At 34.7% G+C, this 25,429-nt stretch carries 21 protein-coding genes and 1 pseudogene; 16 read left to right on the forward strand and 6 right to left on the reverse strand.

The window, feature by feature from the left end; translation table 11 throughout:
* The first annotated feature begins 17 nt into the window (after positions 1 to 17).
* The 6 genes and pseudogenes from J6L97_RS04940 (at position 18) to J6L97_RS04965 (ending at position 3,914) form a co-directional block, all read left to right on the forward strand.
* Positions 18 to 389, forward strand: coding sequence for a GntR family transcriptional regulator (locus J6L97_RS04940; protein WP_057726806.1), 372 nt, complete (start codon positions 18 to 20; stop codon positions 387 to 389).
* The gene (locus J6L97_RS04945; protein WP_054832709.1) at positions 386 to 1,093 is read left to right on the forward strand and encodes an ABC transporter ATP-binding protein; all 708 of its coding nucleotides are present in this window, start codon (positions 386 to 388) and stop codon (positions 1,091 to 1,093) included. The genes J6L97_RS04940 and J6L97_RS04945 overlap by 4 nt, the downstream gene beginning before the upstream one ends.
* Positions 1,093 to 1,923, forward strand: a complete 831-nt coding sequence (locus J6L97_RS04950; RefSeq protein WP_057726809.1) for a hypothetical protein — start codon at positions 1,093 to 1,095, stop codon at positions 1,921 to 1,923. The genes J6L97_RS04945 and J6L97_RS04950 overlap by 1 nt, the downstream gene beginning before the upstream one ends.
* Before the next feature lie 9 nt (positions 1,924 to 1,932).
* Positions 1,933 to 2,736 (forward strand): hypothetical protein, encoded by an 804-nt coding sequence (locus J6L97_RS04955; protein WP_057726807.1) that lies wholly within the window; start codon positions 1,933 to 1,935, stop codon positions 2,734 to 2,736.
* A 20-nt stretch (positions 2,737 to 2,756) separates the two neighbouring features.
* Positions 2,757 to 3,579, forward strand: a pseudogene (locus J6L97_RS04960) (hypothetical protein).
* 11 nt (positions 3,580 to 3,590) lie between these two features.
* The gene (locus tag J6L97_RS04965; RefSeq protein WP_054832706.1) at positions 3,591 to 3,914 is read left to right on the forward strand and encodes a heavy metal-binding domain-containing protein; all 324 of its coding nucleotides are present in this window, start codon (positions 3,591 to 3,593) and stop codon (positions 3,912 to 3,914) included.
* Positions 3,915 to 4,046: 132 nt separating this feature from the next.
* Here the strand turns inward: J6L97_RS04965 and J6L97_RS04970 are convergent, their stop codons facing one another.
* Positions 4,047 to 4,235, reverse strand: a complete 189-nt coding sequence (locus J6L97_RS04970; protein ID WP_054832707.1) for an LBP_cg2779 family protein — start codon at positions 4,233 to 4,235, stop codon at positions 4,047 to 4,049.
* A gap of 70 nt (positions 4,236 to 4,305) precedes the next feature.
* Positions 4,306 to 4,869, reverse strand: a complete 564-nt coding sequence (gene lepB, locus J6L97_RS04975) for a signal peptidase I (RefSeq protein WP_057726808.1) — start codon at positions 4,867 to 4,869, stop codon at positions 4,306 to 4,308.
* Between the two features lie 82 nt (positions 4,870 to 4,951).
* Here lepB and J6L97_RS04980 point away from each other — a divergent pair, with 82 nt between their 5' ends.
* Genes J6L97_RS04980 through J6L97_RS04995 form a run of 4 tightly spaced genes read left to right on the forward strand, consistent with a single transcriptional unit; the run spans position 4,952 to position 8,813 of the window.
* Complete coding sequence (locus J6L97_RS04980; protein ID WP_013086416.1) at positions 4,952 to 5,704, forward strand: hypothetical protein; 753 nt, start codon at positions 4,952 to 4,954, stop codon at positions 5,702 to 5,704.
* Positions 5,694 to 6,671, forward strand: coding sequence for a hypothetical protein (locus J6L97_RS04985; RefSeq protein ID WP_083554561.1), 978 nt, complete (start codon positions 5,694 to 5,696; stop codon positions 6,669 to 6,671). The genes J6L97_RS04980 and J6L97_RS04985 overlap by 11 nt, the downstream gene beginning before the upstream one ends.
* The gene (locus J6L97_RS04990) at positions 6,652 to 8,025 is read left to right on the forward strand and encodes an RsmB/NOP family class I SAM-dependent RNA methyltransferase (protein WP_057726667.1); all 1,374 of its coding nucleotides are present in this window, start codon (positions 6,652 to 6,654) and stop codon (positions 8,023 to 8,025) included. Before J6L97_RS04985 ends, J6L97_RS04990 begins: the two co-directional genes overlap by 20 nt.
* Positions 8,022 to 8,813, forward strand: a complete 792-nt coding sequence (locus J6L97_RS04995; RefSeq protein ID WP_057726666.1) for a Cof-type HAD-IIB family hydrolase — start codon at positions 8,022 to 8,024, stop codon at positions 8,811 to 8,813. The genes J6L97_RS04990 and J6L97_RS04995 overlap by 4 nt, the downstream gene beginning before the upstream one ends.
* A 52-nt stretch (positions 8,814 to 8,865) precedes the next feature.
* Here J6L97_RS04995 and fni read toward each other — a convergent pair whose 3' ends face one another.
* Genes fni through mvk form a run of 4 tightly spaced genes read right to left on the reverse strand, consistent with a single transcriptional unit; the run spans position 8,866 to position 12,889 of the window.
* On the reverse strand, positions 8,866 to 9,882 hold the full coding sequence (fni, locus tag J6L97_RS05000) for a type 2 isopentenyl-diphosphate Delta-isomerase (protein ID WP_057726665.1): 1,017 nt from the start codon (positions 9,880 to 9,882) through the stop codon (positions 8,866 to 8,868).
* Between the two features lie 11 nt (positions 9,883 to 9,893).
* Positions 9,894 to 10,976, reverse strand: a complete 1,083-nt coding sequence (locus tag J6L97_RS05005; RefSeq protein WP_057726664.1) for a phosphomevalonate kinase — start codon at positions 10,974 to 10,976, stop codon at positions 9,894 to 9,896.
* A 42-nt stretch (positions 10,977 to 11,018) separates the two neighbouring features.
* Complete coding sequence (mvaD, locus tag J6L97_RS05010) at positions 11,019 to 11,981, reverse strand: diphosphomevalonate decarboxylase (protein ID WP_005719691.1); 963 nt, start codon at positions 11,979 to 11,981, stop codon at positions 11,019 to 11,021.
* A complete protein-coding gene (gene mvk / locus J6L97_RS05015; RefSeq protein WP_057726663.1) occupies positions 11,981 to 12,889 on the reverse strand; it encodes a mevalonate kinase in 909 nt (302 codons plus the stop codon). Before mvk ends, mvaD begins: the two co-directional genes overlap by 1 nt.
* Positions 12,890 to 12,967: 78 nt before the next feature.
* On the opposite strand from mvk, the gene rexB reads away from it, so the two are divergent.
* The 6 genes from rexB (at position 12,968) to J6L97_RS05045 (ending at position 25,429) form a co-directional block, all read left to right on the forward strand.
* Entirely contained in the window at positions 12,968 to 16,447 is a 3,480-nt protein-coding gene (gene rexB, locus J6L97_RS05020) for an ATP-dependent helicase/nuclease RexB (protein WP_057726662.1), read from the forward strand.
* A 2-nt stretch (positions 16,448 to 16,449) separates the two neighbouring features.
* Positions 16,450 to 20,058, forward strand: coding sequence for a helicase-exonuclease AddAB subunit AddA (gene addA, locus J6L97_RS05025; protein WP_057726661.1), 3,609 nt, complete (start codon positions 16,450 to 16,452; stop codon positions 20,056 to 20,058).
* A 15-nt stretch (positions 20,059 to 20,073) separates the two neighbouring features.
* Positions 20,074 to 22,854: a DnaQ family exonuclease/DinG family helicase gene (locus J6L97_RS05030; RefSeq protein ID WP_057726660.1), complete on the forward strand. Its 2,781-nt coding sequence runs from the start codon at positions 20,074 to 20,076 to the stop codon at positions 22,852 to 22,854.
* A 2-nt stretch (positions 22,855 to 22,856) separates the two neighbouring features.
* Positions 22,857 to 23,354, forward strand: coding sequence for a hypothetical protein (locus J6L97_RS05035; protein ID WP_054832708.1), 498 nt, complete (start codon positions 22,857 to 22,859; stop codon positions 23,352 to 23,354).
* A 53-nt stretch (positions 23,355 to 23,407) separates the two neighbouring features.
* On the forward strand, positions 23,408 to 24,706 hold the full coding sequence (gene asnS / locus J6L97_RS05040) for an asparagine--tRNA ligase (RefSeq protein WP_005723083.1): 1,299 nt from the start codon (positions 23,408 to 23,410) through the stop codon (positions 24,704 to 24,706).
* 78 nt (positions 24,707 to 24,784) lie between these two features.
* On the forward strand, positions 24,785 to 25,429 hold the full coding sequence (locus J6L97_RS05045) for a DnaD domain protein (RefSeq protein ID WP_005719684.1): 645 nt from the start codon (positions 24,785 to 24,787) through the stop codon (positions 25,427 to 25,429).

Consider the following 25,429-nt stretch of genomic DNA (forward strand, 5'->3'; position numbering starts at 1 on the left):
AAATAGGAGCTGAGTAAATGGAATTTAAAGATAATATTCCTATTTATCTTCAGATTGAACAATACTTGTATCGTCAAATTGCTTTAGGCAAGTTAACGGCTGGTGAAAAAATTCCTTCTGTTAGAAAACTTGCTTTGGAATTAACTGTTAACGTTAATACTGTGCAAAGAGCGCTACAACAGATGAACAGTCAAGGTATTCTTTATACTAAGCGTGGCGAAGGTAATTTTGTTACTGAAGATACTAAGTTATTGGCTGAAACCAAGCAATCATTAATTAATAATGAATTAGAGCAATTTGTCCAAAATATGGAAAAGTTTGGTATAGGAAAGACTAAGTTGGTTTCAACGTTAAAGAATTATTTAAAAAATGGTGGGGGATCAGAATGAATGATTTATTAGCTATTAAAGATGTAAGTTATAAGAAAAATCAGAAGCAAGTATTGCAAGATGTGAACTTGAATTTAGCTCCTGGCAAGATTGTTGCTTTACTTGGTGAAAATGGTGCTGGTAAGACCACTTTGATGCGAATTATTGCCGGTGTAGCTAAGAATTACAAAGGCAAAATTAATTTAGAGGGGGCAACAAAAGAGGCAGAAAGAAAGGCTAAGTTGTCTTTTACTGATGGTTTAACTGGCTTCAGCGATTCAACAAAGATCAAGGAAGTGGTTAAATTTTACGCAACGATTTTTCAAGATTTTGATGAAAATGAATTCGATGAGCTGCGTAAGTTTATGAAATTAGATCCTGAAGTGAAGTTGAGTCAGTTATCACGAGGAATGCGTGAAAAATTGATTATTGCTTTAACATTTGCTCGTAAAGCAGATTTGTATTTACTTGATGAACCTTTTGGTGGGATTGATGCAATGGCTCGAAAGAAAATTATTAATTCCATCATTTTGTGGAAAGATGAAAAGGCAACGATTTTAATCTCAGATCACTTTGTCAATGAAATTTCATCTCTACTTGATGAAGTAGTAATTGTGAAAAATCATACGGTTTTGGAACATAAATCAGCAGATGATATTCGTCAAACGCATAAATCAATTGAAGAATATTATGAGAGTTTTTATGCAGATGAGGATGACGAATGATGACTAGTTTTAATACATTGTTTAATCGCATGTTTCAAGAAAAAAGTAAGTCAGTCTATTTGATCTTCTTAATTCAGGCATTTGCCAGTTTATGTTTAACTATTATTGTCTTTGTTTCTGGCAATGGTACTCCAGAATTTGTTAATGGAAATGATACTAGCAATGTAAATCTGGTCGTAGCATTTTTGGCAGTATATGCAGTGATGATGTTAATAACATCATTTGTGGCTGATTTCGTCTATTGGATTGTTTCTTCAATAAAAAATGAGAAGATTAATCGCAGTCAGACTTGGCGTTTGATTCCGGTTAGTGATACTAAATTTTTACTTGGCAATTTTGGTACAGCGTTTTTAACTTATATCTGGTTGGGAATCTTAGAGACAGTAACGATTTTGATTACGTTATTGCCAATGTTATCTGATCAAGAAGTGCGAAAAGTACTTAGTCATGTCAGTCTTAATTTATCAGCTCATGACTGGCAGGAAATGTTGGCTAGCCTTGGTTTGATTATCCTAATTGGTTATGCATGGTATGCAATTGTCAGTTTACTTAATCTTGCTAGTCGCAGTATTATTGACTTTTTACCAGGTGGTTCAAGTAAGGTCTTGACTTTCATTATTAGAGTAGTTGTCATTATTGCGATTATCTGGATTTTAGGTCATGCAGCATCGATTATCTTCTCAGTTTTAGGCGAATTTAGTCCGTTTGCAGTTAACAATTATGATATTGATTATGCCACTACTTTATTACAATTCTTGGTCTTCGATGTAGTAATCACTTTAATTGATATTTTCTTGCTAAACAAATTCGTTGAAGCAAAACAGAATTAGGAGGCTTTTATGACAAGCTTTAAAGCCTTATTCAAGCAAATGTTTGGACAGAAAAGACGATATGCTGACTTGGTCTTATTATTGCAAGTCTTTGCAGTTCTTTTTCTGTTAGTAATGGCTCTGTGGGATAAAAGTAATTTCGTTTATCTTAATATTGATAAGAATAGCAATTGGCTAGATTATATACTTAGTGCAGGAATGATAACCACTCCGGTTGCTGATGTTATATTTTTAGGTCTTCTTTGCTGGCAAAATGAAAAAATTAATCTAAGCCAAACTTGGCAACTAGCCCCAATCTCAAGCGTAAAAATTTGGCTAACTAATATGTTTTCGAGTTTTGTTGAGTGTATTTACATTTTTATTATTCAAGTTGTATTAGGCTTTTTAGTCGCTATGGCAGATAATTTGAGTCATCATTTGCCACTTCTTCACGCTATGATTGATTCTAAATTTAACTGGTCGGATTTCTCCCCAGTAATTGAATTTTTATTATTTTTGTCAGGGCTAGTTTTAGTTATTTTCACCTTTGTCAGTTTTGCTAATTTTTTAACTAGAGCAATAGTTGATCAACTACCATTTAACAATAATATTTTAATTAAATTATTTGTAATGGCGCTGATCGTCATTATTGCAGTTCTTATTGCGGGCAAATTAAACGATCAGATCACTACAATGTATCTACGTCATTTAGCTAAAGAAAATGATCTTTTTGGTGTTTCAACTACTGAGTACTTTGCTGGTGCAATTGTTTTAGGAGCAATTGATAGCTACTTAATTAGTAAATTAGTGGAACCTAAAATCGTTAGTCGTTAGTGAAAGGGCTGGATTGAACAATGACTAATTTTGGGACTTTATTTAAGCAGATGTGGTCACAGAAAAGGCGATTTATATATTTAGTCTTCTTAATTAATATCTGCGTAGTTTTATTTTTGTCGGGATATTTCCTTCTTTTTAGAAATTGGGATTGGCTTACTAATGCTCCAGCTAATAATTTGGGGCAATTCTGGCGTAATAACTTTGCTGGTATTACTATATATTGATTTTGCTTTTTGTGCAATCACTTGTTGGCAAAATGAAAAAATCAATTTGAGTCAAACTTGGCACTTGGTAGCTAGTGATGAACGAAAAACATATTTGGCAAATAACTTTAGTAGTTTAGTAGCGTGTGGTTATTTTTTCTTACTTCAGCAAATAGTTAATACATTATTATTAATTCCTAGTTTTGGAGCTGGTAGTTTTGCTCAAGCTTTTCGTGAGTTTGGTTTATACCCAACCAAAATGATATCAGGTGTTGAATCAGTTAATAATCAGATGCTAATCTTTCGCTGGATATTTATCGTTTTAATTATTTTGTTTATTTATTTCTTTGTCAGTTTTGCTAATTTTATTTCGCGAGTAATTACAGACTTTTTACCTTTTAAGAGTACTCTTTGGGCTAGATTGTTAATCATTGCAATTTTGGTAATTGTAGCTGTATATTGTGGAATAATCTTTATGTCAAGATTAAATGGCTTTATCGATAAAAGACCGGCTTTACAAGTAACAGATCCTATTTGGTTAAACGATTTATGTTTATTTGCAGTTAACTTTATTCTAGGCATTTTGAATTTAATCTTGGTTAAAAGATTTGTAGAAGCTAAAGGAATTAATTATTAAAGGAGAAGATTATGGCAGATATTTTAGTTACTACTACTGAAAATATTCCCGGTAAGGATTATGAAATTATCGGTGAAGCTTTTGGTGTTACCACGCAGTCAAGAAATGCAATATCTGACTTTGGGGCGGGATTAAAAAGCATCGTTGGGGGTGAGATTAAAGGCTACACCAAGATGCTGACGAATTCACGGCTTGAAGCAATTAGTCGTTTGAAAGAAGAAGCAGCTAAGATGGGTGCAGATGCTGTGGTAATGATGCGTTTTGATACAGGATCAATCGCTGGAGATATGCAATCGGTTGTAGCATATGGTACAGCAGTTAAGTATCAAAATTAGTAAGTAAATGATTAAAGGTGTTCGAGTAATGATGCTAGAACACCTTTTTTACTGAGGGTTATAAAAGTTAAGAGCATGAAAAAGGGCTTCATTTGAATTTGAAATGAAGCCCTTTCTAAGATAACTAATCAACTAAGCATTAGCTGACATATAGTCATAAAGTTGATTTACTTCTTCAGCTGTAAATTGACCATCACCAGTTTTCGTAGCATGGACTTTTTCAACTGATAGGTGACTAGCAAATGCTAGATCAGTGTCATTAACATGGTGTTTTACTTGAAAATTAATAATTGCATCAGATAATTCTTCTTGCTCATTCATAATAATTTCTCCTTACTCTTTAATTTTAATCAAATCAGGACGAAAAATAAAATTTTTTGTAATTTTTCAATTAAAATGTTTTCCATTGTGTAAACGGCCAATACCTGAATACGACTCGTCCAACTAGCGCGCTTCGTTTAACAAACCCAAAGTAACGGGAGTCCTTTGAGACGTCACGGTGATCTCCCATGACGAAGTAACTATCCTTAGGTACTCGCTTTTTTAAAGTGAAATTGTTAGTATAGAGTTCACCTAATTTATGTGACTCTCTTTGGTAGCCATTATTTAAATATGGTTCTGCAATTTGTTTGCCGTTAATGTAAAGCTTATCATTTTTAGAAGTAACCATATCACCAGGTGTGCCAATAATTCGCTTGATATATAGAGCACCTTTTTGGTCTGGTGCTTTTAGAATGACGATATCATTTCGTTTAGGCGTAAAATGACGTACAGCAATCAAACGATCGCCATTCTCAAATGTGGGCTGCATTGATGGACCAGATACTGTTTCATTTGATAGGAAAAAACTAAAAATAAAGTAGTAAATTCCCATCAAAATTGCAAACATAATAATTATGTCTAAAACAAAGCGGCCAATGCTTTCATCATCATTTCTCTTTTTGGTTTCAACCATAGAATATCTCCTTTGCTTGCTAGTCTTATTATAACTGAATTCTCCGCCGTTGAATGGTAAAATCATATTAAGGTGTTTAAGTATGACAAAATTTTTGACGAAATTAACAAAATTAGAGCAAGAGATAAATCATCCTGCGGTTAAACGACAAGTTGAAGAAATAGCATTAATTGATAGTTATGTACAAGCAGGTAAGCCATTGAAGCGGGCACCACGCAGATTAGGTTTATTGCCAGATGAATTTGAAGAAGTTTTAGTTGAGGTGGGACCAGATAAAGAAGGGGCCTTAAGGGATTTAAATAATTTACTTAATAATTTTCGGCAATATCTCTCTTTAATATATGGCATCTGGTCTCTGCCTAATATTCAGACTGCGCAGTTAATTAAAAATAAGCTGCATGTACAAACAGCGTTAGAAATCATGGCAGGCAACGCGTATTGGTCTCAAGCTTTGGCTCAGGTTGGAATTAAAGTTCACAGTACAGACTCATTAGAGTGGGCCAAGACGTCGACCACTGGAGCTAAGCCTTTTTATCCAGTAGAAGATTTACCAGCTGACCAAGCAATTAAGAAGTATCACACAGTTAATCTAGTTCTATGTTCGTGGTCACCAAATTTCGGTCACGGAGATTTAGAAACTGTGGCAGCTTGGCATAAGTATAATCCAAGTTGTCATTTGCTCTTTGTTGGTGAAAAAGATGGTGCTACTAATTCACCAGAATTTTGGCACCAAAATTGGTTTAAAAATAGTGCAGCTTTAGACGAGATTAATCATTCCTTGCAAAGCTTCGATTTTATTAATGAACAGGTATTTGAAATAAAAAATGAATTTTAAAAAGATATTTTTGTTACTGATTCTTTTATTATCTTTTTTAGGAATTGGAACAATGCTCTCCAATATTGAATCTAGTTATGCTGACGAATTGCTGGAAGCACACGGCTTAACTAATAATACCCGCTATTTTAGAACAGATAGTGATGAAAAGATTAGTATTTTCCTAAAATATTTGGACAAAAATTATGCGAATCATCAAATTCAATTGCATTTAGATAATAATTATGAAAAAAAACAAGTGCTTGTTTGGGCTAATCATGCCGTTACTGGCTTGCCAACTGAGAGTGGTCGCTATTTTTCACCTGATGATTTTAAAGGACAGGTTTCTTTTGTGGTGCTGGGGCCAACAGTTAAACTTAATTTATTAGATGTGCAGAATAATAAATATGTTATTTTAGGCAAAAATTATTATTCTGTTATAGGCGAATTTAAGGACTATCCACAGGTAGAAATGGATAAATATTATCTAAGTACAGGAATTGATCAGCCAACTGCTAAAGACCAGCTCAAGAATTATCGAATTGTAGTAGATGCAACACCTGCAGTGATTGAAAAGATTGCTAAGCATTATCATGCTAGTTTGCATATTCCGTCTTTTGTTCAAGAGCATCATCGTGATCGTTTATCTGTCGTGCCGGATATTTTAATGTTAGTTGTTTGCCTATTGGTCGGAATGATTACAAATATGTTGCTTGCAATAGGAATTAAGCGTCAGGCTCGTTTAACACGTCTACACGATGATTTGCTGCGCAATTGGGTAATTAACCGCAGCGTACGTTTATTTTTAATAGAGGCTATTTTTGCCCTTGCTACATACTTCTTTTTAAGATGGCATGCCTTTTATTCAACATATGGTTCTTTAATAGTTACATTAATAGCTTCCTGGGTTGTAATTGTGTTGGCGTTTTGTGGGATGGTCTATTACTTAGTGAGAAAGGACAGGAAAATTGCTAAATCTACCAAATGAATTTAAAACTAAATATGAAAAATTATTAGGTACCAAAAAAGCACAAGAACTGTTTGCGGCGATGAATGAAGAGAGCAAAAAAGCTTTTAGAATTAATACATTGAAGCCTACTAAGGTTTCATATGAGCTTACTGATTCAGTACCGCAAATAAATTCAGCCTATTATGGTGAAGTATCGGGGGAAGATCCTGAGTGGGTAAGCGGTAGTGTTTATTCTCAAGATCCAGCGGCTATGTTTCCTGCGGCAATTAGTGGTGTTCGGCCAGGAGAGCGCGTGCTAGATCTGTGTGCTGCGCCTGGAGGAAAAACAACAGCATTAGGAGAACAATTGAAGGGTGAGGGCCTTTTAGTAGCTAATGAAATCTCTGCAACACGAGTAAAGGCACTACGGGAAAATATTGAACGTTGGGGCATCAGTAATGCCTTAATTACTAATGAAAGTCCAGAAAAGTTAGTTCCAATTTTTTCGGAATTTTTTGATGTGATTTTAGTCGATGCTCCATGTAGTGGTGAAGGAATGTTTAGAAAAAATCCGGAGGCAATTGATTATTGGTCTCAAGACTATGTTTTAACATGCCAGAACCGTCAAAAAGAGATCCTCAATGAAGCTGTTAAGATGCTTCAACCTGGCGGACGCTTAATTTATTCAACTTGTACCTTTGCGCCAGAAGAGGATGAGCAGATTGTTAGCTGGTTAAATAAAGAATATGGTTTTACAATTTTAGATACAGGGATACAAGCTAATAAGATTGATGTTGGACAGCCTGAGTGGGCTGATGGAAATCCTGATTTGACTAAAACATTACGCTTTTGGCCTCAAGATGGTATAGGTGAAGGACAATTTGTGGCAGTTTTACAAAAAGTAGGTAAAGCTAGAATTGAAAAAAAGAGCAAAAACAAAAAAGCCAAGCGTGATCCGTGGCGCTTAACCAAAAATGATCAGGAACTAGTTGGTCAGGTAATGGATCAGTTTAATTTACCAGTTGCTTTAAGTGACTGGCGTAATAAAGCAAAAGTCCGTAATGAACATGTCTATATTCCTGCAATCAGTTTGCCTGAAAAAAGTAAGCTTCATGTAATTAATAATGGAGTCGAGTTGGGTATATTAAAGAAAAAACGTTTTGAACCAGGACATCAATTGGCAGAAGTGCTAGGTAAGGTAAAGCAAGAACGGGTTTATGATTTACCGACAATTGAAGAATACCAAAATTATTTGCACGGTGAAACCGTTAAAGTGGACAGTGATTTGCGGGGCTTTGTGTTAGTCAGCTATCAAAAATTAATATTTAGTTTTGGCAAAATCGCTGGTAATCAAGTATTGAAGAACTTTTACCCAAAGGGATTGAGAAAATGATAAAACTAATTGCGACAGATATGGACGGAACCTGGTTAACTGACCAGAAAGACTATGATAAAGAATTATTTTTGCGTGAATTTGCGGAAATGCAAAAGCAGGGGATTAAATTTGTAGTTGCTAGTGGCAATCAATATGCTAACTTAATGACTCGTTTTCCTGAGGTTTTGGATAAAATTTATTTTGTAGCTGAAAATGGGGCATTAGTTGCTCAAGGAAGACAAATTTTGCATGTTGACTCGTTAAGTGATGACATATATCAAACTTTATTAAAAATAACTACTGAATATCCATATCCAGCTGTAGTGATGGGGCTAGTAAGTGCTTATGTTAAAAAGAGCAGTGGACGAGCTTATAAACAAGAAATGAAAAAATACATGGAGCATATTACTGTAGTAGATTCTTTTGGAGAAATTGATGATCGGATTTTCAAGGTCAGTCTGACAGTGCCAGAAGATAAAATGTCTAAAATTTTGCGCGAATTAAAAGAAAAATATCCGGAGGTTGGTTTTGTTTCTGGTGCAGCAGACTCGATTGATATGCAAACTAAGGGAATGAATAAAGCAGTAGGTCTAGCATATTTGAGTCAAAAATTAGGGATCAAATCAAGTGAGATGATAGCTTTTGGCGATAGCGGTAATGATGTAGGAATGCTGAAATATGTAGGCCGTAGTTTTGCTACTGCAACGGCGTTGCCAGAAGCCAAACAAGCTGCAGGGCAAATTATTGGTTCAAGTAATGAAAGTGCTGTTCAAAAAGAAATTGCCAAATTGCTTGAAATTAAATAAGGAAAATTATGTAAAGTAAAAGCACTAGTAATCATTAACTAGTGCTTTTACTTTACAGTAACTGATCGATTTGAGCCTTTAATGGTAAATCATAGTATTTTTTTATTTGTACCAGGGATGCTAAATCTTTTTTGCCGTAAACAGCAATTAAAGCAGCCAATTCATTTTTCCAATTAGTAATTAATTGCTCTAATCCAGTACTACCATTTTGGATGTATTCTTGTAAAAAAACATTTGAAATACCAACAAATTTTCCTCCTAGAGCTAAACCTTTTAAAATATCTAGGGGATTACGTACTCCACCAGAAACAAAAAATTTAACTTGCTCTTGCCATGCCATCAGAGCAGTCACCACAGTAGGTAAACCTAAATCTTCTAAGTATGAAACGTCACTGGCATTACGTGCATTCTCAATCTGGGCAAAGTTTGTGCCACCAGAACCGGCGACATCGAAGTATTCAATGCCATTTACTTTTAAAAGATGAATACTTGTTTGATCCAATCCAAAACCGACTTCTTTAATAATAATGGGCAAATCGATAGCGGTACGAATTGCTTTAATTGAATCAAGCCAACGAAAGTCACGATCACCTTCAGGCATGGCAATTTCTTGTATTGTATTTAAATGGATCTGAAGCGCATCTGCATTTAATTCTTGGATAATTTGTTTAATTGCAGAGATTGGTGTTTCTGGATTAACATTAACAATTAGTACACCATCTGGATCTTCTGCTCTGGCAACCATAAAACTGTCTAGTTGATCAGTTTCCTTAGCTAAAATGCTGGCAGATCCCAAAGCTAGGGCAATATTTTGCTGCTGGGCAACCTGTCCCAATGCTTGATTAATTTGTTTAGAAGCAGCTGAGCCACCAGTCATAGCATTGATAAAAAAAGGCGCAGAAACATTTTTGCCAAACATTTCTGATCCCAGAATAGTTGGATCGACTTTTGTTTCAGGCAGAGCAGGGCGCAACAAATGCAGTTGATCAAAACTATTATATTTTTCTTTATTAAAAAACATCTGAGCTAACTTCAGATGTTCTTCTTTTCTTTCAGATCTAATCGACATAGAACTCTCCATCAATGAGCCATGATAATCTGGTGAACCTTAAAATTAAGAGGCATAATTCCCTTATGGCGCCATTCGCTTTCAAGTGCTTCAACATCGGTATTAGTATCTGTAATCACAATGCCACAGTCGCCATTACCAGCACCAGAAGTTTTAGCAGCTCCACCAAAATTTTCTGCAATTTTGATTAATTGCGATAAACGTGGAATTTCAATGGCAATTTGGTTAATTTTGGCAAAGTGCTGCAACAATTTACGGTTAGCCCGAATTTGTTGTTTGATTAAAGCAATATTGTTTGCTTCGAAACCTTGAACCATCTTTAAAACACAAGCTCTAGAAGCTACTAAGAAATTTTCATATTCCATATTCAAAGCCGCCTTATTAGCGTTAGTTTCATCAACGAGGCGTGAAGTTGATGCTGGCTTTTGACTCCAACCAATCATCAGTTTCATATCTTTAGGAGGAGTTAGTAATTCAACTTTTAAGCCAGGCCAAGCTTCATTAACGACTTGAACTAAAGTCTTATTAGCTAATTCTTGCTTTAACCATTTTTTGTCAAAAGTTTGGTAAGCTAACCAGCCGCCATAGACACTAGCTGCAATGTCACCAGCTGAGCCATTTCCTTGAACTGAATAGTGTGAAATAGCCGATAATTTATAAACCAGTTCATTGCTCATTTTTACGCCATAAAAACGCAAGATAGCTTTAACTGTAGCTACTGTGACGGCTGCACTTGAACCTAAACCATATTTTTTACCATCTGCAGAATCTAAGTCTGAATTGACGTGTAAATCATAGACTTTCATTTTGATATTTTGCTCAATACAATATTGTTCAGTAAATGAAATAGCTGACAAAATATATTCAAAAGGGTTGTCACGATTATCGATTACCATTTTTGAGCCCTGACGAACCCAATGAATCGAATCCTGTGAGTATTGCTTGGAGTGAATTAAGCCAGTTGCCCCTTTACTCTTAGTGATTGACACACGTACAAATTGGTTAACTGCTACTAAAATAGCAGGACAATCTTGCTCTAATACTGCATATTCTCCGGCAATATATAACTTTCCGGGCGCTTTTTCTGTTATCAAAAGAACTAAATCCTCGAATCTAATTAACTTTTTTAATTACAACTAGTCCAAATAAGTAATTCCAGGACCAAAACTTGCATTCACTATATTAACATTATTAAATTCGGACGAAAAGCGTTGAATGATATCTTTGCTATTTCTTAATTGGCAAAGTACCTTAATATTTGGTCCTGCATCAATTGTATAGTAACATTCAATTCCTTCAGTACGAAGTTGTTCAACTAATTTAATAGCTTGAATGGTTTGCGGCTCAAAGTAAGTGAATTCAGGCTGTGCAGTTAAATTAATTGCATGCATTTCATTTGCATTTAACTCAGCTAACTGGCCTAGGGCAGTGAAATCATTACTTTTTATAGCTTTGATCATTTCATTTAATTCTGAATTGTTGCGTTCAAGCCAGGGCCTGAAAAATGGAGAAGATTGGGCATCTTTCATACCATAAGTCGAAGAAATCTTTTTTTGTTTGGTATTTAATTCAACTGCTAAAAGGTGAAGATCCATCGTTGGTGTTTCATCTAGTGCATATGCGTAAGATGTTTCGTCGCTATTACCTTTTTGCCAAACAGCAAAACCGCCATAAACGGAGCGGCTGGCAGAACCAGATCCAATCCTGGCTAAACGAGATAAATCTTCTAGATCAATGTTGATGTCATAGCATTGACAAAAAGCAGCAGCTAGTGCCGCAAAAGCAGAACTAGATGATGCTAATCCTGCAGAAGTAGGGACGTGATTGACAGATTTAACGATTAAATTGCCAGTGACGTGAAAACGAGCCTGCAATTTTTTTAGATAAGCAAAAACACGTTGACTAGCTGCAGCAGTTTGCTGTTGATTATTTAAGAAAAATTGATTTTCACCATCTGTTTTTTCAACGCTAGTATCAGTATAAAAAGCATCTAAAGTCATTGATAAACTAGACATTAAAGGAAGACGTAATTTGTCGTCAGCTTTGCCCCAGTACTTGATTAAAGCAATATTTGTATGTGCTCGTGCGGTTCTATTCATTAAATCTCCTCAATCCAGTAGTCACTAATTAAATCTTTACATTTAGCGGCAATTTCTTGGGCGACAGTTTCGTTATCGCACAAGGAAATAGTAATGCCGCCAAGACCTCCGCCTGATAATTTAAAGCCTAAAGCGTTATTTGACAAGGCAATTTTTTGCAGTTGGTCAATTTTATTTGTTGAAAGATCAAATGAATGCAAAATTTCTTGTGCTTCATTAAAAATCTGTCCAACTGCTTGACGATCGTGCTTGATCCAAGCTTTTTTAGTAAGATCCGCTAATTCACCCAAGCGAGCTATTTTTTTCTTGGCATAGTCGGACTTTTCAAGCATTTTTTTAACTAAAAAAACAGCTTCCTTTGTATTGCCTAGTTGACCAGTATCCATGATTAACAGGGTAGCTCCTAATTTGGTTTGTAATATTTTAGGCCCCATTTTTTTATTAAAAAAAACTAGATAATCTGAATTAACAGTGGCTGCATCAAGACCAGAAGCTTTACCATGATTGATCATTTCAGCATGATTAGTTACAGTCATAATTTCTTTTTCAGTCATATTCAGCTGAAAGAATTGGTTCATTGCCCTAGTGGTACCTAATGCAACAGTAGCGCTTGAACCAAAACCACGTTCCATTGGAATTTCACCAGTGTATGTAATTTTAAGTGGATGGTTATTGCCAGCCTTTTTTTGCATATGTTTAACTACATATTTTAGGCCATCATATTCTGCCGGTGCTTCAAATAATGGACCGTGGTAGCGAGCGGTATCCATCCACATTTGAGAAGCAGATTCAACAGTAGTTTTAATGTGTAAAGCCTTAATTGGCATAGCTAAAGCATCATATCCATAAACTACTGAATGCTCCCCAATAATAATTACCTTGCCATGAGCTAAATAGCTGCTTTTCATTTTTAATCATCCTTAAAATAGATTTATACAAAAGATTGCCCTTGCTATGATAAAATAAAAAGCAAGGAGTGCGAACAAATGATCAAAATTCTTACAGGACGACAAACCGACCCATTACAAGAAAAAATTCTGGAAGAAGCAGTTGAAAACTATCAGCAACACCCAGAACAAGAAACTTTTATCATCGTTCCTAATCATATTAAGTTTACCACAGAAGTTAGGGCAATTAACAAATTAGCAACAAGCAAACAACAAACTGAGACTGCAGTTAAAAATTTGCATGTTTTGTCTTTTTCGCGTTTAGCTTGGTTTTTCTTAAAAGATGCCGAACAAGGATTGCCTAATCAACTAGATGATGCAGCTAGTGCAATGCTCTTAGCTCATATTATTGAGAACAAAAAAGATGAATTGACTATTTTTGAAAATGTTAATGTTAATTCTGGATTAGTAAATCAGCTTTATCAGACAATTTTGCAAGTTTATGACGGAAATTTAGATTTAGACGAGATATCAGAGGATAATTTAGATCAAGAAACTAAAAATAAATTACATGATTTGCGGATTATCTATGATGCCTTTATTAAAGAAATTGCGGGTAAATTTTCTACTAAGAATGAGGTTCAGCTGCAACTAAATGAAATTTTAGCTAAAAGTAAAAATTTAAAGCAAGCCAGTTTTTATTTCTGTGATTTTTCACATTTTTCATTACAGGAAACACTAACGATTAAAATTTTGATGCGTAAAGCAAAAGATGTAATCCTTGCGTTTAAAACGCGCTTAGGTGAAATTAATTCTAGTGCGGAAGAAGGAGATTATGATTATGTAATCCAGCAAACTATTAAGCGCTTAACGCTGTTCTTACAAGAGAGAAAAATGGACTACGTGACAGCAACTTTTCCGCTTAATTCGCAACCAAATGGTCGTGAAATATTAAATAGTCTTTGGACGGAGACAATTCCTAAAGTTGACGAATTGAAGCAGGTACAATTAGTTAAAGCAGACTCTCGATATGCAGAGGCTTATTTTGTAGCGCGGACTATTTATCAACAGGTAGCACTAAGCAACTATCGCTATCATGATTTTTTGATTTTAGCTCCAAATTTAAAGGAATACGAGACTTATTTGACGCCAATTTTACGTCAAAATCAGATTCCATTTTTTAATGATTTACAACAGGAAATGAAGTATCATCCTCTGGTTGTTTTAATTGAAAGCTTATTTAACTTACATGAGAATCCGTTTCAAACACAAAATATGCTAGCCATCCTAAAGACACACTTGTTAATACCTTCTTGGTATAAGGAAGAGGCGAAGTATATTCATGATGTTGATGAACTAGAGAATTTTGTTCTGGCTCATGGTATTAATCATAATTTATGGAAAAAACACTTTGATAATTTTGTGAATGCTGAAGTGATCCGCTTAGACAAAATGGATGATGAAGTAGCTAAGATCGATCGTTTGCGCAGCTACTTGGTTGATAAGATTTCAACATTTTTCAAAATAATAGAGCAAGAAAAAGATAGTCAAAAGGCGTTAACGATATTTTTTGAGTTCTTAACTAAGAACGGAATTGCCGACCGATTAGAAAAATGGCGTGATGAGGCGAATGCAGCCGGTGATTTACAGCAGGCGCAGCAACCAGAGCAATTATGGGATTTATTAATGCAGCTGTTGCAAGACTATTTAGCAATTAATCCTGAAACTTTTGATTTAAATGAATTCTTTAATATGTTAATTAGCGCTTTCCGAGAAGCAAATTTTTCCCAAATTCCTTCAACACTTGATGCGGTAAACCTTTCTGAAATGGGGATGGTACAAACTAGCGGCTATAAGCAAGTGTTTATCATTGGCGCTACTGCTAGTAATTTACCCCAAATTCAGAAAATGCCAGGTTTTTTAACTACTGAAAACTTGAATCAGCTACAAAATAGTTTTAATTCAGAATCTTACTTAGAAGATAGTCAACAGCTTAATAACTTAGACCAAAATTATCAGTTTGGTTTGTCGCTAGCTTTAGCACAAGATAGGGTATATGTATCTTATCCAGTGCTTAATGCTTCAAATGAAGAACTTGATCCTTCAATTTATTATCAACGTTTAAAGGATTATGGTGCTCAGCAATTTGTTCAACATGATTTGCCAGAAAAGATGCAGGATCTTTTGTCTTTCATTACTAACCCTGATGCAAGTTTAGGCTATTTAACCTATATGAATTCAATAAATTCAGGTCTTGCTGTGCAAGAGTTATTAAAAATCACACAGGAGCAACTACCTCAAAAAACGAAGACAGTGCTTGATGCAAGTGATTTTGATAACCAGCCAGAAAATATTGGTCAGGACTTGGCTAGTCAATTGTATGGTCAAAACTTGAATTCATCTGTGTCACAACTGGAAACTTTTTATGAAAATTCATATGAATATTTCTTGAATTATGGGCTTAAGCTGCGGCGACGGTTTGAAAATGAATTTGATGTTATTCAGGCTGGAAACTATTTTCACGAGACTTTTGACCGTTTAGTGAAAAAACTAAACAAGCAGCATACCGACTTAGCAGATTTAAGCAGCATAGAACTGGAACAAATGCTTAATTCGGTGCGAAATGTGATGAAGGATGAAGGAAAATATTCTCAATTAATGAATGATCCTTTTAATCAATATCTTTTCAAGTGTCTAGACCATACTACTTCTAAGGTAGCTCATAATTGGCGGCGCTCCTTGAAGGAAACCCCGTTACGGGCTAAGTATTCTGAATTAAGTTTTGGGTTAGGCGAAAAAATCAAAGGATTAAGCTTAGAAGTGCCAGATATATCAGGTCAACATAAAGTTGATTTGCGCGGTAAAATGGACCGGGTTGATTTGGCCAATTTCAATGATAAGGATCAAGTTTTAGCCCAGGTTATTGATTACAAGTCATCAGCTAAAAAATTTGATCTTGGGATGTTTTATAACGGAATTGCTTTACAGATGGTTTCTTATTTGGATGTTTTGACTAAAAATGATCAATTTTTTGCTGGAAAAGATCGTCTTTCATTATTGGGTGCTTTTTATCAAACTGTTACTAGACAATTAGAACGTTTGAATAGCAATAAACTAATTGATAGTAGTTTAAATTTGAAAAAGGGAGCAACTGATAGTAAACCCAAGCTGATGTATACTGGCTTAATCAGCAATGATCCAGAAATCTTAGTAGAAGCTGAGCCATTACTTGATGATCATCCTAGCTATTCTTCTGAACTGTATACTGGGGTTAAAACTAAGGCTAGAGGTGGCTTTAGCTTGCCACGTGACCGCAACTTTAGTGAGGAAGAAATTGAATTACTGCTAGAATACGATGAGTATCTTATTCGACAAGCATCAAGCCAAATTTTATCTGGAAAAATTGAACTTAATCCATATCGTTATGGCAAAGCGAAGAATGCCTTAACTTATTCTGATTATCGTGATGTCTTCTTTTTTGATGCGATGCTGCGTCAAAATCAATATCATGAAATAAACAATCTGAATAAAAAAGAATTAATTCTTAAGATCAAAGAGAAATTAGGAAAGGAACAATAAAATTGTCTCAATTTACTAAAGAGCAACAACAAGCAATTGATGATCGTGGTCATGATATTCTGGTTTCTGCTTCTGCAGGTAGTGGTAAGACAACTGTTCTTGTTGAGCGCGTTTTAAGGGAGATTCTTTCGGGAACCCAAGTTGATGAATTATTAGTAATTACATTTACCAAAGCAGCAGCTGAAGAAATGAAAACTAGAATTAAACAGGCATTATCAGCTGAATTAGCAAAGCCGGGATCTAATCGCAGATATTTACGTGAGCAGCTAAATCAAGTGGATACTGCTAATATTTCTACAATTGATGCATTTTGTCTAGAAGTAATCCATCGCTTTTATTACTCTGTAAACTTAGATCCAAGTTTTAGTATTCTAACTGATGATACTCAAGCTGCATTGTTAAAAGAACGTGCATTACGTGAAATTGAAGGGGAGTTTCTAGAAGAGAAAGACGTAAATTTTAGGCATTTTTATGATAACTTTGCAGGGGATCGAGATGCGGATAGCCCGCGCGACTTGTTGCTAGATTTGTATGATTTTGCCATGGCCAAACCTGAGTATCGCTCATGGTTAAAAAAATTGGTTGATGTTTACGTGGTTAATGGCAGTATCGTGGAATCTGATTTGTGGCAAAAACAGATTAAGCCATACTTGCTTACTAGTATTGGCGACTTACAAGGGAAAATTAATGATTATTTAGAAAATCCAGTAATAGAAACAAAAGAGCTAGCTAAGGCTAAGGAAGCTTTTACCTTGTTTGCACAAAATTTAGATCATTTTGTTTTTGCTTTAGAAAATGATGCAGACTACGATAAACAACGAGAACTATTACGTTCGTGTGTTTTTACAGTGAATTATCGTAAGTCAAGTAAATGGGATGAAGATGTTCTAAATTTTTATGAAGACCTACAAAAGTTAAAAGATGAAGCAAAAAATTTTGTTTTTGATACTTTTACTTCATTTTTTGCTGTTGATGAACAAGAACAAATTAAAGTCATGCAGCGCGGCCAAAAGATTGTTGCTGCAATTGCTAAATCCGAGCTAGCCTTGATTGATCGGTTTAATAAGCTGAAGCGCAGTGAAAATTTGCTTGACTATAGTGATATGGAACAATTGGCTTATCAGATTTTGAGTCAAGATACATCGAATTCTCAAATGGCTCGTGAATTTTATCAAAATAAATTCAAAGAGATTTTGATTGATGAATATCAGGATATTAATGCTTTGCAAGAAAATATCATCCAGCAAATCAAAAATAAAGATAAAAATACGCTTTTCATGGTTGGTGATGTAAAGCAGTCGATCTATGGCTTTAGACAAGCAGAGCCAAGCTTATTTTTGAAAAAATACCATGATTTTGCCAATGATGATAATAAACAAACCAAAAGAATTCTGTTGTCAGATAATTTCCGCTCTACTGAGCCGGTTACCAAAATTGTAAATCAAGTATTTAAAAGTGTGCTAAGTTCAGATTTTGGCGGGATTGACTATCAAAAAGAAGGACAATTGATTTTTGGTGCTAAGTATTATCCTGAAAACACTCCTAAAGCTAGTGAAGTAATTGTTCATGAAAAGAAAAATAGCAGTAATGAAGATGAAAATGAGATAGATTTTTCTGAAATTCAAATGGTTTTAGCACGTATTAAGCAACTAAAAGAAGAGCGTGTACAAATCTTTGATAGTAAAACAGGAATGAGAGAGTTACGTTACAGTGATATTGCTATCTTGACTAGAAGTCGTAGTGATAATTTGGAAATAATGCAGGAATTTGCTAAGCAGGATATACCATTATTTGTAACTGATGCGAAGAATTATTTTCAAACTTTTGAATTGACTGTTATGATGAACTACTTAAAGATCATTGATAATCCCGATCAGGATATTCCATTAGTTTCAGTTTTACGTTCGCCTTTGTTTAATTTTGGTGAAAAGGATTTAGCTAAAATTCGTATCAAGAGTAAGAACTCTACTTTCTATAGTGCATTGACTTCTTATGTAGGTGTAGGAGATGAATTAAGTACTCGAATCAAAGATTTTTTAAATCAACTAGCTGATTTGCGCAAGTTTGCCACGGCACATCGTATTTCTGAATTGATTTGGAGCATTTATGCTAGGACAAATTTATTAGAGATAATGACCGCACTACCTAATGGTGAACAGCGACGAGTTAATCTAGAAGCTTTATATGAACGTGCTGCTTCATATGAGAGTGCAGGGTTCAAGGGATTATACCAATTTATCAATTTTATTAATCGGATGCGGCAAAGTCAGAAGGACTTGGCACAGCCTTTATTAACTAAAGAAGCTGGTAATGCGGTCAGATTAATGACTATTCATGGTTCTAAGGGACTAGAATTTCCGATCGTGTTTTATGTGGGGATGCAGCATAAATATCAAATGCGTGATTTAAAAGGTAACTATGTGATTAGCTCAGATAGTATAGGAATTACGCTCCGTGAAGAACATTATCGGATTGACTCTTTAGTTAAAGCGATGGGAAATGTAACTAAAAAAAGACAATTATTAGAAGAAGAAGCGCGAATTCTTTATGTAGCATTAACGCGGGCTAAGCAGAAATTAATTTTGGTTGGCGATGTTCCTAATCTGGATAAACGAGTTAAAGAATGGTCGACTGAACTAAATCAGATTGGTCAATTATCATTAGCAGATAAGTTATCTTCCACTAGTCCATTGAGTTTTATGGGACCTGCGTTGGCTTTAGATCGTCACCTAGCTGTGAAAATGTCTGATATTACTAATTCGTTGGATAAGAGTCAGTCGTTTTTGTATATTAATTATGAAAATGCTAACGATGAACTACCTGATTATCAGAAAGCGGAGACAAGTAATGATAAAACGCAAAGTAACCTTTTAAATCAAACCACGAAACGGCTTTATCAATTTAATTATCCGTTTAAAGATGCTAGTGAAACTACAGCTTATCAGGCGGTATCTGAAATAAAAAAAGCATTCAACGATCCGATCGAGACCGAATTAGAGAATGCTCACTTATTGACATCGACTAATCGTTATTTACAACCGATTGATACTAAACCTAATTTCTTGTATCAAACTAAGTTTACTGGTGCAGAAATTGGAACTGCTACACACATGATTTTGCAGTATTATGATTATCAAGGCAATGGTGCTGAAGATCAACTAGAAGTAGAAATTCAAGAATTGATTAAGCAAAAGAAACTGAATCCAGAAATTGTTTCTAGTTTAAAGAAAGACCAAATTGAGTGGTTTGTTCATAGCAATTTTGCCGAGGAATTTTGGCAAAAGCCAGAGAATTTAAAGCGAGAAATAGATTTTTCTAGTTTAATCTCCGCTAAAACTTTGTTTAAAAACTTTTCAGATCCTAATGCCAAAATTTTGGTTCATGGTACAATTGATGGCTATTTTGTCAAAAATGATGGTATTATTTTGTTTGACTACAAAACTGACCACGTTGATCAATCGCATTTATCTGAATCAATTGAATTGATTAAAGAAAAATATACAGGTCAGCTTAGACTATATGAACAAGCTATCAATGAATTTAGTCAAAAAAAAGTTATTGGAAAATATTTAATTCTGCTTGATGCTAAACAAGCGGTTGAAGTGAAATAGAGGAAGGAGGAAATTATGGCAAAAAGTTTTACTAAAGATACATTTGCTGTAGTTGATCTAGAGACTACAGGAACGCAACGTGAGAATGGGCATCATATTATTCAGTTTGGGTGTGCTATTATTAAAAATCGCAAAGTAGTTAAAACTTATTCATTTTTGATCAATCCGCATCGTGAAATACCACAATCAGTTGTTAATTTAACCGGAATTCATGATCAAGATGTAGCAAAACAAAGAGATTTTGATTATTATGCACCCAAAATTACTAAAATTTTGCAAAATACTGTTTTCGTAGCTCATAATGTTGACTTTGATTTGCCTTTTTTGAATTATGAACTAGTGCAACATGGTTATGAGGCACTTACAAATAAAGCAATTGATACTGTAGAACTGGCTAAGATTGCTTTTCCGACTTTTCCATCTTATAAGTTGAGTGATTTGACAACACAATTGGGGATTAAACATTTAGATCCACATAAGGCAGATTCTGATGCTTATGGGACTGCAGTTTTATTGCTTGAAATTTTTAATAAATTAGAAAGTCTACCTCAAGCTACACTGAATACCCTCAGTTCATTATCTCATGGGCTTATTCGGGATACATCTTGGGTGATTACAACGATTGCAGATAATTTACGTCAAGAAAAACGGCCTTTAGGTAAAGAATATATGCAAGTGCGTAATATTATTCTGCAAAAACAAAATGATAATTCTGAAGCACATGGTGGGAATGCTAAATTCCCAAAGACTGACTCAGAGAAACAAAAGCTATTTAAAGGTCATTTACACTTTCGTAGAGCTCAAGTCGACCTAATTAATCATTTGCATCAGTTTATTAATGATCCAGATAAAAGAGCGATGCTAATTGAAGCACCTAACGGGACTGGGAAAACTTTTTCTTATCTTTTTGCTTATGCTTATCAGCTTTATTCTGGTAGAAAATTAGTTGTAGCTACACCAACTAAAGTGTTGCAAGAACAAGTGATTGAACATGAAATTCCGCAGTTATTTAAGGTGACTAAGTTGGATTTGACTGCAGAAGTAGTTAAGTCAAGTAGTCGTTACCTTGACCTTGACGGATTTGTACAGACGATTTTTCAAGGTACACCGAATAAGCAAACCTTGATATTACAGATGCAGATACTGGTTTGGCTGACTAAGACTAAAACTGGTGATTTAGATGAATTAAATTTAACTAACTATAATGCACCACTCTTTGCACAGATTCAACATCCAGGGGATGCAAGAGTAGGTAGCCGTTTTGCAGGGGTCGATTTTTGGAATTTAGCGCGTAAACGACAAGAAGAAGCGGATATATTGGTGACTAATCATGCTTATTTGGCTAACCACTATATGGATACAATTTGGGGTCAGAATCCGTATTTAGTCATTGATGAAGCTCATCGTTTCACAGACAATGTCGTAAGTTCGCGTAATGATTCTTTGCGTTTTGAAGCTTTGTGGGGAGTTTTAAGTCATCTCCGTAATTTGCTTTATTTCTCAGATGAAAGTGTTGAAGCGCAATTTAATGATGATGTGCAGCTGAACCTTTTACTAAAGAAAATAGATCCTAAAATTTTGGAATTAATTCAGTTAATTAATGAATTACAAAAGCAACTTTATTTTCAAAGAGATAATGCTGTTAATCGGACAGTTTTAGCTAATGATAATCTAGAACTTAGTTTTCAAGGAAAAAGTTTATTTGGCGGAAATAGCAAGTTTAAAGCGATTTTACCTAAGTTCCAACAAAAATTAGAAGAGGTTAGGGACTTAACTAATCAGGTTTTATTTGAATTATATAATGAACAAGAACGCATGCTGGCTAATGTTGAGGTATTAGTTAATGAGATTACGGAACAAATTGATCGCCTAGATTATTACTCTGAAAAGGGCTATCAATTGGCTGATTTGCTTTCTGATCAAAAAGGTTTAGAGCAAGATGGCTTTATTTTGATGATTACTAATCCTGATGATCCACTAAGTACCAATTTAGACTGGTTAATGCTTGATGCTGGTGAAGTATTAAAACAAATCTATAGTCGTTTTGACCATATTGCCTTCGTCAGTGCTACTTTAACCAGTAATCGAAATTTTGAATATGCAATCAACCAGTTAGCTTTAACAGAATTACATCCGGTTGAATATATTGGTAAAAGTACTTTTAATATAAAAAAGCATTTGCAGGTACTGGCAGTTAATAATATGCCTAGCCCTGATAGTGAAGAATTTGAAAAGACTATTGCACAAATTTTACTTAGTGACATTCAAGATAAGCACCATGTACTTGTTTTGATGACTAATTTAGAAAAAATTAAAACGGTTTTTACCATGATTATGAATGAGCCACAGCTAAAAGATTTTGAAATCTTGGCCCAGGGATTGTCTGGTTCCAATAACCGAATTGCTAAGAGGTTTGTAATTGCTAAAAAGTCAATTATAATTGGTGCTGATAGTTTTTGGGAGGGAATTGATTTTCATGATTGTGGGATTGATACTGTTTTTGCGGCAAAAATCCCGTTTGAATCTCCTGATCAACCTGAAGTTCGTTTAAGGCAGAAGAAATTGGAAGATCAGGGAATCGATTCTTTTACTAAAGATAGTTTACCAAGAGCTGTCATTCGTTTTAGACAAGGAATGGGCCGTTTAATTAGAGGAGAACAGGATCATGGTCAATTTGTAATTTTAGACCCAAGATTATGGACTAAAGATTATGGTCAAGAGTTCCTTCAAACGATTCCTGTCAAAGTTGAAAAGGTTACTAGAGAAGAATTAAAAAAGAAATTAGAAAATAAATAATTATGTTACAAGATGATACAAGACAAACAATCAAGTTTGTGAGTTGGGTAATTGGTTTGATAATAGTTGCCTTTCTAGCCAGCATTGCTATCTTTTATTATGCTGGATCTAGAAGTCGGGGCAATGATCAAAAAGTTACGCAATTGGCTACTAGTAAAACACCAATTAGAAAGATTCAAAACTATTATCATTTAGATCGTGGCACTAGCAGCTATGCTATAGCAGGCACCAATAATAAGGGAAAACAATATTACTTTATTTATTTGCCAAATTCTAAAAAGGCATATCTATATCCTGCGGCCAAAGGAATCACTGAATCTAAGATTAAAAATAAGTTTAAATCTATCCATACGGATGCTACAATAAATAATATTAATCTTGGTTGGTATAAGGGTGAGGCCGTTTGGAAAGTGGCCTACAAAAAACAAAACGGCAATCTAGGTTATACTTTATATGAATTCAAAAATGGAAATGATATCTCAGAAGTCGATAATTTATAGAAACTTTGGTATTATGGAAACTGTATAATTGATGAAAAGGTGGATAGGATTTTATGACAGAATTGATTTCAATTAAAGATTCTTCTAAACATGTTGATGAAGAAGTCAAGATGCATGTTTGGTTAACAGATAAACGATCAAGCGGAAAGATTATCTTTTTGCAATTACGTGATGGTACTGCATTTTTCCAAGGGGTAGTACGTAAGAATGATGTATCAGAAGAAGTATTTGATGCTGCTAAGTCACTTAGACAAGAAGCAAGTTTTTACATTACTGGTACTGTTCATGAAGACGCACGTTCACACTTTGGTTATGAAATTCAAATCACTGATTTAAAAGTGGTTTCAAACAATGAAGGTTACCCAATTGGTAATAAGGAACATGGTGTTGACTTCTTACTTGATCACCGCCACTTATGGTTAAGATCAAAGAAACCATTTGCTATTATGCAAATTAGAAATACCATGTTTAAGGCTACTGTAGATTTCTTTGAAAAAGAAGGCTTTATCAAATTTGATGCACCTATCTTTATGCATTCAGCTCCAGAAGGTACTACTCAATTATTCCATGTAGAATACTTTGACCACGATGCATATCTTTCACAATCAGGTCAATTGTATGGTGAAGCCGGTGCTATGGCTTATGGTAAGATCTTTACTTTTGGTCCAACTTTTAGAGCAGAAGAATCAAAGGGTCGTCGTCACATGACTGAATTCTGGATGATGGAACCAGAAATGGCTTGGATGCATCAAGATGAATCGTTAGATATTCAAGAAAGATATCTTGCCTACATGGTGAAGCAAGTTCTAGAAAATAATGAATATGAACTTAAGATTCTTGGTAGAGATCCTGAAAAACTTCGCCCAACTACTGAAGGTAACTTCGTTCGTCTTCCATACGATGATGCAATTAAAATGCTTCAAGATGCTGGACGTGATATTAAGTGGGGCGATGACTTTGGTGCTCCAGATGAAGGCTATATTTCAGAACAATATGATCGTCCAGTCTTCATTGTCAACTATCCAACCTCAATTAAGCCATTCTATATGAAGAAGAATCCTGATAATCCTAAGGAATACTTATGTGCTGATGTAATTGCACCAGAAGGTTATGGTGAAATTTTTGGTGGCTCAGAACGTGAAGGAAATTACGAAATCCTTAAGCAACAAATTCTTGACGCTGGTTTGAATTTGGAAGACTACCAATGGTACCTTGACTTACGTAAATTTGGTGGAGTTCCTCACTCAGGTTTCGGTATGGGCTTTGAACGTACTATTGCTTGGGTTTGTCACCTTGACCACATTCGTGAAGCAATTCCATTCCCAAGATTGATTAACAGAATGCAACCTTAATTTGGTTAATAATTAAATATTGATACACAAAGTTGGACTAGTTATTAGTTCAACTTTTGTTTTTGAAAGGAAATTATTTTGGAATTTAATGATTATCGGGCATTAGGCTTTACAACCTTACAAAATGGATTGATCGCTTACTACCCTCAATTAGGCATTAGTGATGCTGAACTAATTTTGATAATCCAATTGGAAGCATTTAGCCAACGAGGTGAGAGTTTTCCATCTAATGAAAAGATTGCCGCTAATACTAATTTATCGGTTAGTGATGTGGGTAATCTTATTCAGCGGCTAATTGAACGAAATTATTTAACTATTGAACAAATGACTGATAGTCAGGATAAAATTGGTAATAAATATAGTCTCAATAAGTTGTATAATGCACTTGATCACTATATTGATCAAAACGTCTTGATCAAAGATAAGAAAAAAGATAAAACTGTTTCAGTTGCTAATAATTTAGAAAATAATCCGTTAAATTATTTGTCACGAAAAGTAGAAGTTGAATTTGGTCGCTATCTGAGTCCAATTGAACGAGAAGAGATTGCGCAATGGTTAAGTGTGGATCACTATGCTCCTGAATTAATTGAACTTGCTTTGCGAGAGGCTGTATTGTCTCAGGCATATTCTTTAAAGTATATTGATCGTGTTTTACTTAATTGGCAAAGGCATAGTCTGAAAACAACTGATGAAGTTGAGAGATTTTTGAAAAGGAATCGATAA

It is taken from the genome of Lactobacillus crispatus, from assembly GCF_018987235.1.
Lineage (GTDB): Bacteria > Bacillota > Bacilli > Lactobacillales > Lactobacillaceae > Lactobacillus > Lactobacillus crispatus.